This is a genomic window from Pedobacter frigiditerrae (assembly GCF_004331645.1).
Taxonomy (GTDB): Bacteria; Bacteroidota; Bacteroidia; order Sphingobacteriales; family Sphingobacteriaceae; genus Pedobacter; species Pedobacter frigiditerrae.
Genome location: NZ_SJSK01000001.1, coordinates 581965 through 599774 on the forward strand (window position 1 = coordinate 581965; position 17810 = coordinate 599774).

At 37.2% G+C, this 17810-nt stretch carries 11 protein-coding genes; 2 read left to right on the forward strand and 9 right to left on the reverse strand.

Features of this window, described 5'->3' with window-relative positions:
• Positions 1-15: 15 nt before the first annotated feature.
• The 8 genes from EZ428_RS02465 to EZ428_RS02500 form a co-directional block, all read right to left on the reverse strand.
• Positions 16-2628 (reverse strand): glycoside hydrolase family 3 C-terminal domain-containing protein, encoded by a 2613-nt coding sequence (locus EZ428_RS02465; protein WP_131551520.1) that lies wholly within the window; start codon positions 2626-2628, stop codon positions 16-18.
• 240 nt (positions 2629-2868) lie between these two features.
• A complete protein-coding gene (locus EZ428_RS02470; protein ID WP_131551521.1) occupies positions 2869-7017 on the reverse strand; it encodes a hybrid sensor histidine kinase/response regulator transcription factor in 4149 nt (1382 codons plus the stop codon).
• 336 nt (positions 7018-7353) lie between these two features.
• Positions 7354-8265 (reverse strand): poly(ethylene terephthalate) hydrolase family protein, encoded by a 912-nt coding sequence (locus tag EZ428_RS02475; protein ID WP_205945589.1) that lies wholly within the window; start codon positions 8263-8265, stop codon positions 7354-7356.
• Between the two features lie 301 nt (positions 8266-8566).
• Positions 8567-9412, reverse strand: coding sequence for a sugar phosphate isomerase/epimerase family protein (locus EZ428_RS02480; RefSeq protein ID WP_131551522.1), 846 nt, complete (start codon positions 9410-9412; stop codon positions 8567-8569).
• A gap of 130 nt (positions 9413-9542) precedes the next feature.
• A complete protein-coding gene (locus tag EZ428_RS02485) occupies positions 9543-10010 on the reverse strand; it encodes a hypothetical protein (protein ID WP_131551523.1) in 468 nt (155 codons plus the stop codon).
• A gap of 89 nt (positions 10011-10099) precedes the next feature.
• On the reverse strand, positions 10100-10564 hold the full coding sequence (locus EZ428_RS02490) for a DinB family protein (protein ID WP_131551524.1): 465 nt from the start codon (positions 10562-10564) through the stop codon (positions 10100-10102).
• Between the two features lie 62 nt (positions 10565-10626).
• Entirely contained in the window at positions 10627-11334 is a 708-nt protein-coding gene (locus EZ428_RS02495; RefSeq protein WP_131551525.1) for a hypothetical protein, read from the reverse strand.
• A gap of 45 nt (positions 11335-11379) precedes the next feature.
• Positions 11380-12960 carry a Na+/H+ antiporter gene (locus tag EZ428_RS02500; RefSeq protein ID WP_131551526.1) on the reverse strand — a complete coding sequence of 527 codons (1581 nt, stop codon included), beginning with the start codon at positions 12958-12960 and terminating at the stop codon, positions 11380-11382.
• 82 nt (positions 12961-13042) lie between these two features.
• Here EZ428_RS02500 and EZ428_RS02505 point away from each other — a divergent pair, with 82 nt between their 5' ends.
• Together EZ428_RS02505 and abc-f are read left to right on the forward strand one after the other, a co-directional pair.
• Positions 13043-13870, forward strand: coding sequence for a sterol desaturase family protein (locus EZ428_RS02505; protein ID WP_131551527.1), 828 nt, complete (start codon positions 13043-13045; stop codon positions 13868-13870).
• Between the two features lie 150 nt (positions 13871-14020).
• Positions 14021-15607, forward strand: coding sequence for a ribosomal protection-like ABC-F family protein (abc-f, locus tag EZ428_RS02510; RefSeq protein ID WP_131551528.1), 1587 nt, complete (start codon positions 14021-14023; stop codon positions 15605-15607).
• A gap of 67 nt (positions 15608-15674) precedes the next feature.
• On the opposite strand, the gene metG is transcribed toward abc-f, so the two are convergent.
• Positions 15675-17783, reverse strand: coding sequence for a methionine--tRNA ligase (gene metG / locus EZ428_RS02515; protein WP_131551529.1), 2109 nt, complete (start codon positions 17781-17783; stop codon positions 15675-15677).
• Positions 17784-17810: the final 27 nt, after the last annotated feature.

The following is a 17810-nucleotide window of genomic DNA, read 5'->3' on the forward strand; positions in this document are numbered from 1 at the left end:
GGGACATTATTTGTATTAAAGTATGGTTATGGTTTTTTTAAGAAGATTGCCAGAAGTTGGGTTCATTTCATCAGGTTGTGACCCTCCAGCACTTATCACGAGTTTACCCTTTATCACCTGAGCAACCCCATCTTCTTTGATGAATGAAAGTTCCCTCGGCGAAAGGCTAAATTTTAGAACTTTACGTTCTCCAGGCTTCAGCACAATCCTCTCAAAACCTTTTAATGTTTTTATTGGAGATTTAACCTTTGAGTTCGGATTGCTGATGTAAAGCTGGACCACCTCCTCACCAGTAATATTACTTGTATTGGTTATCGCTACGCTTAAATTTAGCCTGGCACCTCCCTTAATCTGGGCGGGCATTATTAACTGCTCATACTTAAATGAACTATAGCTAAGTCCATATCCAAACCCATAAAGCGGTTTTCCAGAAAAGTACCTATATGTTCTGCCAGTCATTGAATAGTCTGAAAAGTTGGGTAAATCTGAATCGCTCGCATAAAAGGTAACAGGTAGTCTTCCTGCTGGATTATAGTCTCCAAAAAGCACATCAGCTACAGCAGTGCCGGCAGATTGCCCTCCATACCAACAATTGACTATGGCCGGAATATTTTCGGCTTCCCAAGGAATTGCAATGGCGCTTCCTGTCATCATTACAAAAACCACTGGCTTTCCTGTACCGTGCAAGGCTTTCATTAAATCGGTTTGTACTTTTGGCAGCATGATAGAAGTTCTATCGCCTCCGCTAAAACCGGGAAAATTAACCTTCATTTCTTCGCCCTCGAGTTGCGGAGATATACCGCCTACATACACAATTGCATCTGCATCTTTAATTCTTTCTACCAAGGCTATGAAGTTTGTCTTTTGGTAATTTCCAGCACTTAGCTTAATATTTGCTTTACCGTCGCCCTGCCAGTATTCTAGTACGATTTGGTAAGATTTACCTTTTTGTGCCAACAGTTTGTATTGTTGCGCTCCCCATCTATTTCTTGTCCAAGCATTAATCACTTCCTTACCATCAACCTTGAAACGGTAACCATCATCACCCTCTATTTCGAAAGTAACTGGACCATCTGCATCTGACAAATAGTTAGTTGTATATCTTGCTGAAAAATTCCTGGCAACTATACCTTCGCCTACTTGCTGTCCTTCTTGCCAAGCATGTTCTAAACTTTGTTCTTGCCTTGAAACAGGATTACCTTTCAGTTCATTATTTGCAAAATATTCTGCCTTAAAACCTTGCTTTCCATCAAAGCTGCATTGATTTGAATAGTTTCTATAAGCCAAAAGCGTATCATTGGTAAAGTTAATTGCCTTTTCATATACCACATTAGCATTGGGCAGCTTTTCTTTAATACCTTGAAGAACCGTTTTAAGTACAGAAGGCGTACCATTGTAATTACCTAGTATGGCGATTGGGTTATCAGCATTGGGACCTAAAACCACTATTTTTTTAACCGACTTGCTTAAGGGCAAGGTGTTGTTTTTATTTTTGAGCATCACTATTGATTGCCTAGCCATTTTCAGTGAATGGGCTTTGTGTTCATCGCTTTCAAGTACCGAAGATGAGGTTTGAGCATATTTAACCATCTCTTTTGGGTCGAACATACCTAGCTTGAACCTAGTCATGAAGAGGCGTTTTACAGAAACATCAATTTGGGATTCAAGCAGTTTACCTTCTTTAACCGCTTTTACGAGAGATTTGTAGGCGTCGGTTCCACATTCTACGTCGGTTCCATGTAAAACTGCATCTGCAGAGGCTGATGCAGCATCCTTATGTGTTTTGTGGTTCTTAAAAAAATCATCTATTCCCCAACAATCTGAGGTAACATATCCAGTAAAGTTCCATTGTTTGCGAAGGATATCTACCATTAAAAGATCACTGCCACAACAAGGTTGAGTTTGAAAGGCGTTATAGGCACACATTACTCCTTCAACCTTACTCTCTACCACCAATTTTCTAAATGCCGGCAGATAAGTATCCCATAAATCGTACTTGCTAACTTCTGCATTAAAGACATGTCTATCAGGCTCTGGCCCACTGTGTACGGCATAATGTTTGGCACAAGCGGCAGCCTTTAGATATTTAGGATCATCACCCTGTAAACCTTTTACAAAAGAAGCACCCATTACCGATGTCAAGTAAGGGTCTTCGCCATAGGTTTCTTGCCCACGGCCCCACCTTGGATCTCTAAAAATATTGATATTTGGTGTCCAGTAGGTAAGGCCAACATAACGATCTCCGCTACGCCCCATTTCTATGGCTTTGTTATTTATTGCTCGCCCCTCCGATGCAGAATAGTCTGCCATTTTAAATAAAGACTGTTTATCGAAAGTTGCGGCCATACCAATTGCTTGGGGATACACAGTTACTTTGAATGGAGTTCTTGCAACTCCATGAAGCACCTCGTTCCACCAATCATAAGCAGGAATTCCCAATCTAGGAATGGCTGGAGCTGCATTAAGCATTTGTCCTACTTTCTCTTCCAAGGTCATTCTAGAGACAAGGTCATCAACCCTCTTCTTAAAATCGAGCTTAGTGTTTTGGAAAGGGTATTTGTTCTGTGCAATTACTGATAATGGTAGAGCAAGGAATAGACAGAGCGATATTTTGAGTTTGAATTTCATTTTCCAATTGATTTATTTGCCATTGTATCGGTTTATCTAGCGGGAATTAAGCCTTTTAAGCACAAATATTGATTTTCTCCTTTAATGCAATATGCCAAACAAGTAACAGGAATTTTTTGTAGTAATGGTCCATACGTATATTTGATTTATCCAAATCTAGTCCATGTTCAATAAATTGAATAGGTGATTTGTTCAAGAATAACCCACAAATGTTTTCTCTGTCAACATTGTAGGTTATTGTTACGAATGATCTTTTTTATCCTTGCGCTTTGCATTGATATATTCTGAAGGAAGCATATTAAATTGAGCCTTAAAAAGCCTTGAGAAATAACTAGGCGTACCAAATCCTGTCATGTATGCAATTTGTGCAACATTATAATCACTTTTTTCCAATAGCTCTACAGCTCTTTCTAATTTAACTGATCGGATATACTCAATTGGTGTAAGACCAGTTATTTCCAATAGCTTATGATATAATGAGCCTCTGCTCATTCCAACATGCTTACTCAATTCTTCAACAGATAATTCTGGATTATTTAACTTCTCGTCTATATACTTTACGATTTTGCTCAATAACTTAACCTCGCTTGATTCGATTTCTATTTCCTTGGATTCAACTTTGACTTGTTTTGAATAAGCATTCTTTACTGATCGGTTGAACAGTAACAAATTCTCAATCTTTGCTTGTAGAATATCAAAATTAAAAGGCTTGGTAAGGTAATCGTTAGCTCCAGACTTCAGGCCTTTTATTTGGTCCTCTTCTCCACTAATTGCTGTAAGTAGAATTACGGGAATATGGCTGGTCCTTTTGTCGGCCTTGATTTTTTGACTAAGTTCGATACCGTTCATTTCTGGCATACTGATATCACTTACCACTAACTGAGGGTGTCCAGAAAGTGTTTTTTGCCATCCTTCTTTCCCATTTGATGCTTCAATAATTTGGTAATAGGGTTGTAGGCTATCCCTTAAATGGAATCTAAACTCTTCATTGTCCTCTACTAAAAGAACAGTTGCTATTTTTCCATTGGTAACTGCCGAACCTTGGTCAACTTCCGATTGGAAATCAGTCATCTCACCCAATACATAGTCATTGTTTTCAGAGCCAGATACTTGCTCTTGCTCTATTATCTCTACGGGTAGGGAAACCAGAAAAGTAGATCCTTTGCCAAGTTCACTTTCCAATGTGATCTCGCCTCCATGCAATTCTATAAATTCTTTCACGATCGACAATCCAATCCCACTTCCTTGATTTAGAATCGAACTTACATTATTACCCATAAAGAAACGATCGAAGACCTTAACCTTGTTCTCAGGGGCTATCCCAATTCCCGTATCCGAAACTGCAATATCAAATATAGGTTTGGAGTTGCTAGGTGAAATTTGCAATGACATCCTTAAACTGACCGTTCCACCTTCTGGTGTAAATTTGAAAGCATTAGAGAGCAGATTGAATATAATCCGCTCCATTTTATCCTGATCAAAATAAGTTTGTAAACTAGGCGCATCACTGCTCACTTGAAGAGAGATTTTTTTCCGATCGGAAAGGTCTTGAAAAGCTTCTGCTGCTTCCTTAACAAAGAGGATTAAATCGCCTTGGCTCAGGTTCAATTTCAACTCTTGTTCTTCCATCTTTCTAAAATCGAGTAGCTGGTTAACAAGGTTCAGCAATCTACGGGCATTCCTCTTGATCATTTTTACCTGGCCAGATACATATTGATCTTGCTTAACAGAAAGCAATTTATCCACAGGGGCTAATATGAGTGAGATGGGTGTTCTAAACTCGTGGCTTAAGTTAGTGAGGAACTTGATTTTTTGTATGTCTAATGCATGTGCACGTTCTGCTTCTCTTTGCTGCTGAAGTATCTTTTGTTGGATATTGATTTGCTCTTGCTCTAGCGCAAGTTGCCGTGTTATGCGTTGAATTCCTCTTCGTCTAATTGCAAATAACATAGTGCCAATTGCAATTACGTAAAAAGCATATGCATAAACAGTGCGCCATAGAGGGGGCTGCACATGTACGGATATAGAGGTTACCTTATTGCTCCAGGAACCATCGTTATTACTTGCCCTTACCTGAAAAGTGTAATTGCCTGGGTCTAGATTGGTATAATAGGCTGTCTTTTCCCTTTCTACGTAATTCCATTTATCCTCAAGGCCTACAAGGCGGTAGGAGTAATTGTTTTGTTCAGGAGCTGTATAGTTCAGAGCTGTATAGCCGATGGAAAAGTTCTGACCGTAGTTTAAATCTATTTTTTTTGCAAATCCAATCTGTTCTTTAATAGGCGATTTTTCACCGGGAAGCACTACAATGTTAGCGACCTTCAGCTCAGTAAGCAACACACTTGGGGCAGTTTTTGTAGCAGGTAAGTCCCTTGGAAAAAAGTAATTGAAGCCTTCTTGTCCACCAAAATAAAGTTCTCCGTCTGAAGTAGTAGTCCCAGAGCCTAGCACAAATGGGCTATCTTGTAATCCATTAGGGCGACCAAAGTTTTTGATTTTCTTGGTTTTAGGGTTAAGACTGCTAATTCCCCTATCCGTACTGAACCATATAACCCCAGCGTGATCTTCGAGTATCTTGTAGACAATTGGGCTTGGAAGACCATTCGATTCGTTGAAATTGGTAAACCTACCAGTTCGAGGATCAAAAAAATCTAAGCCTCCACCATCTGTGCCTGCCCATAAATTGCCTTTACTGTCATGCAGTAAACTCAACACCACATCATTAGAAAGCCCACTATTTGCCTTATTATATAGTTTGAACTTTCCTGTTTTATGCTGATAAACGGCTATTCCAGTTCCATTGGAGGCCAACCAGATGTCTCCTTTGGCATCCTCTGAAATGGCACGCATGTATCCATTGCTTGGCAGTAACATAGGAGGGATAAGATAGGTTCCATAACGTGTAAAAAGATTGGTCTTTGGATTGTATACATTAACTCCATTTCCATTTGTACCTATCCAAATCATTCCTCTACTGTCTTCTTTCACGAAGAAAATATCATTCTGGCTCAAATCACTGGCTAAAGGGCCAGCTAGAAATTGCTTATAGCTTTTTGTTAACATATTATAACAGAATAGCCCATCCTGATAAGTCCCTATCCACAAAAAACCACGAGTGTCTAAGTCAAGTGCAAGTATGGAAAGTGGGTTCCCAGAATTATCAATCTTGCTCTTCACATTAATATGTTCAAAAAGCCCACTGCTCCTATCAAAATAATGCACTCCACCTCCATCTGTGCCAATAAATAGCTTACCTTTTTTATGTTCTACAAAAGACGTAACAATTGGAGATCTTAAACCTTTGGGATCAAAGGGACTGCTATGTTTTAGATTAAAAAGAGCCAAATTTGGGTCCAACTTATTCACTCCACCCTGAAAAGTTCCAAGCCAAATTATCCCATCTTTGGCCATACAAATGCTTCTTACAGATTTATGGCTCAAACCGAAAGGCTCTCGTCTGTTAGGTCGAATGTTAGAGAAGGTTTGTGTTTTAGTATCGAAAATACTCACTCCCTCTTCTGTCCCGATCCAAATCTTGCCTTGTTTGGCTAAGCTAGTCTCGTAAATTAAATTATCCGAGAGCTGATTACTACTTGGTTGCAAAAATGCCTTAAACTGACCATTTTCGCTTATCAACATATTCAGCCCTCGGTTAGTGCCAAAATATATACGACCACTTTCATCTTTAATGATCGTGCTAATGCAATTGTTACTAAGACTGTTTGGATCTGATGGGTTATGAATGAATTTCTCGGTTATGCCAGATTTTAAATCAACTGCTAAAAGGCCCACATTTGTTCCAACCCACATCTTATTACTGTTTCCCTGAGAAAATGAGAGCACGCTAGATCCATTTCCCATAAAGGTATTGATCCCAACATTCCTTACCTTAAATGTCTTAGGGTTAATTATTCTATATCCACCAAAGGTGCCAACCCAAATATTTCCACTCTGATCCTCATATAGGGTCAAAACATTAAATTGACCAGTCCGACCAGGTATCCCATCACCAGTAAATGAGGTAAATGTATTCTTTTTAGAGTCATAGAAACACAAGCCTCCGGCACTTGTTCCTACCCATAACCTGCCTGATTTATCTTCTAAAAGGGCAGTTACGTTATTGGAAGGAATACTTGTACTATCCTTGCTTTTATTGGTATATACTGTAAAATTGGTGCCATCAAATTTGTTAAGGCCATCGTTGGTACCGAACCAGGTTAGTCCATTGCGGTCTTGAAGAATAGTATTAACTGTATTTGATGATAATCCATTCTTGGTGGTTAGCGTAATGAAATTTGGAGTATTTTGCCCCAGAGCTACATTACACATTAATAACATAGCAATAAAGAGTAATATTACGCTTGAATTAGCTATTCTTTTGAACATCATAACTTAGGGATCGAAATACAAACGATTTGTGCTTGAAATGAAACGACTGTACAACTACCTAGCTGACCAAGTCTTACATTAGATTGATATTTGGTAAAATCTGAATTTAAACCACTCATATATTTGATATACACATTATTTTGGGTCCGTAGCTTTATTCTCTGCCACGGCAATCAATTTTAAAATTTACTGCAATACTTGTCGTAGTTTTCAATGCTCATACTATATTCGAAGATACGCTATCCAAGAGAAAAAATTATTTACTAGGACAACTCCTTTTTTAATCGGAAACAATTTATAGATGTGCTAAAAAGATTAATCCCAATTTAATCTCTGTTAAGGTATCTTCTTTTTCTCAAATCTCCATTTTGGGTTTTTGGACAATCCAGCAGGCTCACCTTCAAAAACTTTAGCTGCTTCCTTATCTCCCTTTAACTGCCATTTATACCATGAGATGGCCAACTTAGCGAATTCACCTCCATGATGCTCACGATAGGTTCCTCCATGCCCTACATCCATATTTGCCATAAAAATGGGTACGTGATTGATTTGCTGATAATCATCCATTCCATTGTCATAGGCGATATCCTTTACTCCACCCAAAATATACAAAGTAGGCGAATGGATTTTTTTCAAGCTTTCCTTAGTAAGTTTAGGCATATTACTAATACCATTGCCTGGAGTTTTAAAAATACCACTATTGCAAACCACTACTGTGGTAACTCGAGCATCAGACGCAACCTCTAATGTCTGCAAGCCTCCGCATGACATCCCACTCACCGCAATTTTCTTTACGTCAATCTTATTATAATAAGCGCTTTTTTTATCATTATTCTGTGCAATAGCCCAATTAATTGCATCGGTAAGCTGAGATGAGGTTGATTTTCTGTTATCAGTTTTATCTTCAGAAATAGTACCTATTGCCACCACTAAAAAACCGTAAGACGATACTTCGGATAAAAAATTCACATGCTCCCAAGGCGAATTGGCACAAGCACCATTTCCCCATACAATTATTGGCAATCTATTTTTGGTGTTAAAGAGATTTAGATTTTTAGGATGAAATACAGTATGTGTGGGAAGTGTTGTCTCGACTGCCATTATAGCTTTGTAGGGACCTGTGCCACCATCTTCGACAACTGCTTCAGTGTCTTTAGAGGGTGTAGTTTTTTGCTGTGCGAAGGTTTTTTCGGATATTCCCATGATAACCAAGACAACCCATGCGACGGCTAACATTTTCTTAAACATACAATTCATTTATTTGGTTTTTATGCGGATGATTTCAAAAAAGCTTTAACATAGGTTTAGCTAATTTTCCATGTAAGCTTCTCCTTAATGGATCATCTATGATAAATATATAATAGATTACCATTAATGTAAACTCATTGAACATTATTACTACTGTTTTGACGAAATGTATTGGATGCTGAGAGATGGCACTCGCTTATTTCATCCATTCTGGCCTAAACAAAAAGCCACCAAATTGGTGGCTTTTTGTTTTGAAAGTAATCTAATTTAGTTTGGTGAACTACAGCCAAGGTAAAAAGATCTAGCGGGTAGCATCACATACACCTCTAAAATAACCTACAGATTCAGCTATTCCTGCTAATGGGTCTTTCATGTCTTTTTCGTACTCCAAACTACAAGAGCCTTTGTAATTAACCTTTCTTAACATTTTTACGAATGCCGGAATATCAATCACCCCACGACCTAGTTCGCAAGTGGTACCCTTATTTGCAGCTTCAGTTACATTCTTTAAATGCATGTCAAAAATCCGTTTTGAAAACTTCTGAAGGTCTGCAACTGAATCTCGTCCATCTCTTTTGTTATGTCCCATATCAAAGCATATACCAACGCGTTGATCTAGGTTTTTAATGAGGTTATAAATGCTTTCTGCATTTGGATATAGCTTGTCTTCGGGGCCATGATTATGGATGGCATAGCGAATATCATATTCTTTTGTTTTTTTGGCAACGTATTCCAGATCGGCATGGGCTGGAATACCTATCAACAAATCAACACCAACCCTTTTTGCGTAATCAAATGCTTTGTCAATCTCTTCTTTAGTTTTAGTGTATATGGGGCCCACAGCATATCCTACTACATTATTGTCCTTCAATTTAGCATGAAAGGCTGCAATTTCTTCTGTTGTACTTTTAAAAGGCAAATGAAAGTCTTTGATACAGAGATAATGTACATCAACCTTTTTCATTATTTTAAGTGATTCGTCAAGGTTAAAATTAAGAAAGCTATAACCTGCGATCCCTAATTTAAAAGAGTCTTCACCTGCGACATTACGTGCAACAGGCTCCGCGAAAACTGATGGGATATTTATCAGTGTTGCTGCAGTTACGCCCAATATTCCTTTTTGTAAAAAATTTCTTCTTGTAGTCATCTTAGTTCTATCTGTTTACTAAAGTTAATATTTAAATTGATGTGGTTCAAAATCAGGGAACGAAAATGTAGTAGCAAAATATCAACTTCATACTGATCTTAAGTTACATTTTTAAACCTCTTAGTTATATCTACACGCTGTTATTAATGCTCTTAACTATTCTAGCATTGGTAATTTTAAGTTCTAACATAAGGAGTAAGAAAAACAGCATTGCCCCGACAAAAACCGGACTCATTTCTTCAAAGATGTACGTGCCTTTTAATAAGCCAACAAAAGCTGTTAAAATCCCCATACTTAAAATTAAACATATGGTAAAAGGTACTGCACTTAATCTAATTTTATAAGACGTTGCCAACTCATCTTTAGGCAAGTTGATGATTAGCTTTGGCAACATGAACTCTAAGGAGGTTTTGGTTCTTGTAAAGCTTAAAGATTTCTTGCTTTCAAAACCTAAAAAGTCTTTATCTCTATTGACGTCAATTACCGATTTTTGAAAATCTAATACCGTTGTCTTCTTAATGGCTGATTTTCTTAATGCAGTTTCGATTTGATGTTGTGTAACATCATCAGGGAAGGTTATTGTTTTAAAATATAGCATATTTAGTTTACGGAATTGGTCAGTAAAACTAATGTATTTTTCAAACAACTTTATGATTTGTTAGATTACCATATTGATCGAAATAACTTCTACCTTGTAGCAATGATCAATTGTCTAATTGCGCCCAAATGATAAGCTGCGTGAGGAACTAGTGCTAAAACACCTTGGTTAAATTGTTCACTAGACCAATCTTTTCTCTCTGCTATTCCGTTTTTAAGGTCTTGATAAGCCTTAAGTAAATCTTGTTGCAGCTTCTTCCATTCTTCTTCATTTACCTGTTTAACTTTCCAGCTTTCAGCCCAATCTGGTGAAGGCATTTTTCCATTGAAGAATTCGAGTGCCACGCGAATGCTCCACCTTAAGTGCTCAGTATGGGCAGCTATTGTAGAGCCACCTTGTACTGTTGAGGTCGAGGCTTGTTTCGCATCAACTTGATCAATTGTTTTACTAAATCCATATCCTGGTTTTTGATCTATTACCCAGGTTTCATTGCCTGTAGAGCCAACATAAAGTTCTTCAAGCAAATTAAGTAGTGATGAGATAATTGCTTCCATGCTATAATAACCATCATCTTTTTAAAAAGTTTTATATTGCAAAAGCAGAACCTCATTAAGAATTAGCCAGCATATCCATCCATTAAACTCTTCCAAAATGCCCAACCTCCTGCATAATTCATCAACAGGTGTAGTAATCCAAAAATTACTAAGGCAAAAAAATAAGGCTTGCGAAAACTACCATTTCTTTTATCATCCCAAATTAAAATTAATAAGGTTATTTCCACACAAGCGAAACTTACATTAAGAGTTTTGGTGAAAGTGTCTAAAAACGGGATAAAAAACAATAACCTTGTAATGGCAGGAGGAAGTAGGGTAAGGATTGTACACGCCATGTAACGAGCATGCAAATGAATGCATTTACCATGATATAAGCTTAATCCAAAAAACAACAGAAACTGGATCAGCGAGTAAAAATCAATAAATGAAAGTCGATAAACTTCGCCAGGTGGGTAAAAATCTTGGCGTTGAATCATCATTTGAATCATTTTTAATCCACCTAAAACTAAAAGGGGAACTAAAATAATTGAAGCAATCCACCCTAATTTGCGATGTAGTTTTAGCTTCCCATACTTATACAATAAAGGTTGAACGATTAGCAAGGCAATCCATAATCCAGCAGTTGCGCCATGGATATGATGATAAACTGTTGATGCACCTAGTCTGGCAAAATATGTAGTTGAAAACCCAACCCAGGTAATGAGTATCGCCAATGCAAAAAACCAAGATGCATAGGGATATAAAATGAATTTTTCTTGAGGAGGCGTCATGTTGATTTTTAAATCTAATATAATGATTATCAGCCATTAAATGAATTACAAAAACCTCAGTTTCTCCTCCTCCAGATCTAAATTCAGTAAATGTTTACGAACAATATCTTCATCGAGCGTAGCTTCTTCATTGTTTTTTTGGTGTAGCCATTCTCTCTGCTTGCTTAAAATATCTAAATAAATAACCTTACACGCTTCTGCCATTACCATATCATCGGCTAATCGACCTGCGTCTTCCCATTTTCTAGACATTTGTTGCAATACTGGGTCGGTTTCCAATTGTTCACTATAATTCGTTCGCAAATGAAACAAGGCATGATCGGCTAACTCTTTTCTAATGTGATGATAGACCTCATCTTCAGACAAGTCTGTTTCTAAGTTTGGTGTGATTAACTTTTTAATTAAATAAGGCAAGGTTAATCCTTGTAGCAACAAGGTTAAAAGGATTACAATAAAAGTGATGAACAGGATTAAGTTACGTTGCGGAAAGGCAGACCCATCTGCTAATTGAACAGGAATTGATAATGCCGCAGCTAAAGATACCACACCTCTCATCCCTGTCCATCCTAATACTAAAGGCACTCTAAAACCCGGACTACGGGTATCTGCAACAGTTATGAAATTTCGCATGATTAAGGTAACGATCACTGCTCCATAAGCAGATAAAATTCTACCTACGATAAGCACCAAAGTGATCAACAGTCCATATCCAATAGCCGATGAAATACTTACACCTTCATTCCTTAATCCTTCTGTGATTTCTGGTAATGCCAACCCGATTAATATAAATACCAAGCCATTTAACACGAAACAAAAACTTTCCCAAACATTTACGCCTCGCAATCGGGATGTGCTACTTAAAAACAAATGCCTTTTATTTGCTAAAAGCAAACCACCGCTTACTACAGCCAATACGCCAGAGCTATGGACTTCTTCTGCGGCTATGTACATTAAGTAAGGCGTTACAATAGATAATACAATGTCTGTATTTGCGTCTGTAGGTAAATATTTGTGTGCTTTCATGAATACAAAACCAACCAATAATCCTATTCCTACACCACCTAATAACATCCAACTAAAACTTAAGGCTGCTTCATACCAAATAAATTGTCCTGTTGCCACGGCTATCATTGCAAAGCGGAAGATAATTAAAGAAGATGCATCATTTAACAAACTTTCTCCTTCTAAAATAGACGACATTCGCTTGGGTACTTTTACAAATTTTAAAATTGCCCCAGCACTTACCGCATCTGGCGGAGATACAATGCCACCTAATAAAAACCCTAACGCCAAAGAAATACCTGGAATAAAATGATTGGCTACAAGGGCTACGGACATCGCCGTTAGGAATACCACAACAAAGGCAAAACTTAAAATGATTCGTCGCCAGTGCCACAACTCTTTCCATGAGATAGACCAAGCCGCTTCATATAATAAAGGGGGAAGAAAGATGATGAAAATAAGTGCTGGGTCGATGTGTATGATGGGAATACCTGGGATAAAACAAATCCCTAATCCTGCTAAAACCAAAAGCACCGGATAGGCTACTTTAATTTTATTGGCTAACATAATCAATAATACGATGGCGATTACGAGGCTTAGGTAAAATGTGAAGTTTTCAATCATTGGTGGCAAAACATTAATCTAGTAAAAGGTACAGGTTTTTATAGAATTATGCTAATCGACCTACAATGATTAACTTTGTACTGTGGAACTGGAGTTTTATTATAAAATAATTTCGAAATGGTTTAATGGGGCAGTAGTGATGATGGCCCAATATTTTCTATTTACAGGAATTGTTTTTCTGACCTTGTATGTGTGGAAAAGAAAGAAGTTTTGGCACACCAAAATTCAGCAGCGTTATCCACAAAACAAACACGTTTTTCTTGAAATACGTTACTCCATTTATACTTTCCTGATTCTAAGTGCTTTTATAGCATTTGTAATTTGGGCCAATAAAAACGGCCTAACAATGGCTTATAGCCCGATAAGTAAATATGGTTATGGCTATTATTTCTTAAGCTTTTTAATCATGATTATTATTCATGATACTTATTTCTATTGGACGCATCGTTTATTACACTGGAAACCGCTCTTTAAGTTTGCTCATAAAACACATCATAAATCTATAAATCCAACCCCTTTTGCGGCTTACTCATTTCACCCTTTTGAGGCCATGATAGAGATGGGAATCATGTTGGTACTCGTTTTTACCATTCCACATCACATCTCTGTAATTTCTGTTTTTGGTATTTATTCTTTAGTGATTAACGTTGCTGGCCACGCTGGTTTTGAGTTTTTACCAAAATGGTTTGTTCGTCATAAAATATTTAAGTGGCACAATACCTCTACGCACCATAACTTACATCATACACACTTTAAAAGCAATTTCGGGTTGTACTTTACTTTTTGGGACAAGGTGATGAAAACTGAGCATCCAAAATATGAAGAGGAATTCGAGAAGTTAGCCGATTTAAGAAATCAAGCTAAAGAAGTAATCGACGAGTCTTCCATAGGGCAACGGAAGGCTGTGTAAATTTAGTCGACATGCAATTATAAGTTAAGATTTATTATTTTTGCATTCCCATAAAACACCATCAATGTAGGATTTAATTTCTTTTCGCGAAAAATCAAGAGAACCCGCCTCAAAGGGATTCTTTAATTATTCATTTTTAAGAAAGAAATCATGCTTTATCTACAAGGTGTTACCTATATACACCCTAATAGAGATTTATTATTTAGTGATGTAAATCTCAACATAAACAAAAACGATAAAATTGCATTAATTGGCAATAACGGTACTGGGAAGTCTACCCTTTTAAAAATCTTAGCAGGAAAACTACAAGCTACTATTGGTTCATTAAAAACTGGTGAAGACCCTTACTATGTTCCTCAGCATTTTGGTCAATTTAATAATAATAGCATTGCCGAAGTACTTCAAATAGCTGATAAATTAACTGCGCTTGCTGAAATTTTAAAAGGCCATGCAACTGATGAAAATCTAACTGTATTAAACGACGATTGGACAATTGAAGAACGTTGTGCAACAGCTTTGGCTTATTGGAACTTGGCCAGTCTAGACTTGAACCAACCACTAGAAACACTAAGTGGCGGCCAAAAAACTAGGGCTTTCCTTGCTGGGATTATTATTCATCAGCCTCAATTAGTTTTACTAGACGAGCCCACCAATCACTTAGATAGTTATAGCAGAAATACGCTTTATGATTATATCAAATCGACTAAAAACACCTTAATTGTGGTAAGCCACGATAGAACCCTACTTAACCTACTTAATTGTGTTTGCGAGTTAAGTAAAAACGGTATAATAAGTTATGGTGGCAATTATGACTTTTATACAACGCAGAAAGCAATAGCGATGGAATCTTTAAATCAGGGGCTAAGAAACAAGGAGAAAACACTCCGAAAAGCGAAAGAGACAGAAAGAGAGTCGATAGAAAGGCAGCAGAAATTAGATGCTAAAGGAAAGAAAAAACAAGAAAAAGCAGGGCTGCCTACCATTTCGATTAATACCCTTAAAAATAATGCGGAGAGAAGTACAGCTAAACTGAAAGGTGTTCATATCGAGAAAATAAGTAGCATAACAGAGGAATTACATCAGCTCCGCCTAAACATCCCCGATAGGGATAAAATGAAAGTGAATTTTATAGACTCAGATCTTCATCAAGGAAAAATTTTGGTTAGTGCCAATGCTGTTAACTTTGGATACAATCATCAATTGCTGTGGAAAGATGATTTAAGCTTTCAGATTAAAAGTGGTGATCGCATTGCCATAAAAGGGACAAATGGATCAGGAAAAACAACATTAATCAGGTTGATATTGGGACAAGTAAAACCGATTTCGGGAACATTAGAGACCATTACCACTAAGGCAATTTATATCGATCAAGACTACTCATTAATAAATAATCAATTAAGTGTTTATGAACAAGCGCAAAGTTTTAATACAGGAGCATTACAAGAACATGAGATAAAGATTAGGCTCAATCGCTTCTTATTTACAAAGGAATATTGGGATAAACCTTGCAGTGCGCTTAGTGGTGGTGAAAAGATGCGTTTGATACTTTGCTCATTTACCATTAACAACACTGCTCCTGATCTTATCATTTTAGATGAACCAACCAATAACCTAGATATTCAGAATTTAGAGGTTTTGACGGATACGATAAATGAATATAAGGGAACGCTATTAGTGGTTTCTCATGATGAATACTTTTTGAAGCAAGTAAACATTGAACTTACCATTAACCTCTAATCAAATTCTGAATTTATAAAAAAACCTTCCAGTGAAAACTGGAAGGTTTCAGAGATTCAATTCAGCATTATCTCACTACGCTTCCGTTATCAAACTTGGTAGTTGGCGCAACAAAAGTTAGTTTACCTTCTGCATCTTCTGCCATTAAAATCATTCCTTGTGATAGAATTCCTTTAATTTCTCTTGGCGCAAGGTTAACCAATAAACTCACTTGTTGTCCGATGATATCTTCTGGCTTGTAATGTTCAGCAATGCCAGAAACAACAGTTCTTTCATCTAAGCCTGTGTTTACAGTAAGCTTTAATAGCTTTTTGGTTTTATCTACTTTTTCTGCCGCTGTAATGGTTGCCACACGAATATCCATTGCACCAAATTGGTCGAATGTGATGTTTTCTTTTGCAGGCACCAAGGTAGCATTTGCTTGTGCATTAGCGGTTTTGCTATTATTTAATTTATCTATTTGCGCTTGCACTTCTTCATCTTCAATTTTTGCAAATAGCAAGGTAGGTTCATTTAATTGGTGGCCGCGAGCCAGTAAATTAAGGCTCCCAGCATCTTCCCATTGGTGACCGCCATAATTTAACATCTTCATTAATTTATCGGCAGTAAATGGCAAGAAGGGCTCAATCAAAATCTCAATATTTGCCGCAATTTGTAATGAAATATGCAAGATAGTTCTTACCCTGTCTTCATCTGTTTTAATTGCTTTCCAAGGCTCTGTGTCAGCTAAATACTTATTACCTAAACGAGCTACATTCATCACTTCACCCAATGCTTCTCTAAACCTATAGTTTTCTATGGATGCACTAATTTTAGCAGGATATAATGCCAACTCATCAATTACAGCCTGGTCTTGCTCCGTAATTGTCATAAGCATAGGCACTTTTCCATCAAAATATTTATGCGTTAACACTGTAACCCTATTAATAAAGTTCCCTAAAATGGCCACTAACTCGTTATTGTTACGAGCTTGAAAATCTTTCCAAGTAAAATCATTATCCTTTGTTTCTGGTGCTGTAGCGGTTAACACGTAACGCAATACATCCTGCTTATCTGGAAACTCTAACAAATATTCATTTAACCAAACAGCCCAGTTTTTAGAAGTCGATATTTTTTGTCCTTCTAAGTTTAAGAACTCATTTGCCGGAACGTTATCAGCCAATACAAATCCACCATGTGCCATTAACATTGCTGGGAAAATAATGCAATGGAATACGATATTATCCTTACCAATAAAATGAACTAGTTTAGTAGAATCATCTTTCCAATATTCTTCCCAACCACACTTATCATCTTCCATTGGGTTAATGTAATACTCATCCGCTTTCGGATTCCAAACGTCTAGTGTAGCGTAATTACAAAGCTCTTTTGTTGCAGAGATGTAACCAATAGGTGCATCAAACCAAACATATAAAACCTTTCCATCTGCTCCTTTTACTGGTACTTTTACACCCCAATCTAAGTCTCTAGTCATCGCCCTTGGTTGCAAACCTGCATTTAACCAGCTTTGGCATTGTCCATAAACATTTGGTCGCCATTCTTTATGACTTTCGATATAACTTCTTAGTTGCCCTTCATATTTATCTAAAGGTAAAAACCAGTTTTTGGTTTCCTTTCTAACAGGTGGCTCTCCAGACAACGTAGATTTTGGGTTAATTAAGTCTGTTGCGTTAAGTGTACTTCCACAGTTTTCGCATTGGTCGCCATAAGCATTCTCATTGCCACACCTAGGGCAAGTACCTATAATGTATCTATCTGCCAAGAAAGTTTGCGCCTTCTCATCATAATATTGTTCGGTAACTTCTTCTGTAAAAACACCATCATCATGTAACTTCTTAAAAAAAGCAGACGCCGTTTGGTGGTGAGTTAAGGATGAGGTACGATGATAAATATCAAAAGACACGCCGAACTCCCTAAAAGAATCACCAATAATTTTGTGGTATTTATCTACAACTTCTTGTGGCGTAATTCCTTCTTTTTTGGCTTTTAAAGTAATAGGCACTCCATTCTCATCAGAGCCACAAATAAACTTTACATCCTTTTTATTGCTACGAAGGTAGCGCACATAAGTATCTGCAGGCAAATAAACACCGGCTAAGTGACCAATATGCACTGGGCCATTAGTGTAAGGCAAGGCTGCCGTTACCGTATATCTTTTAATTTTATCGTTATCCAAAACTATTTATTTATTTTGCAAAGATAT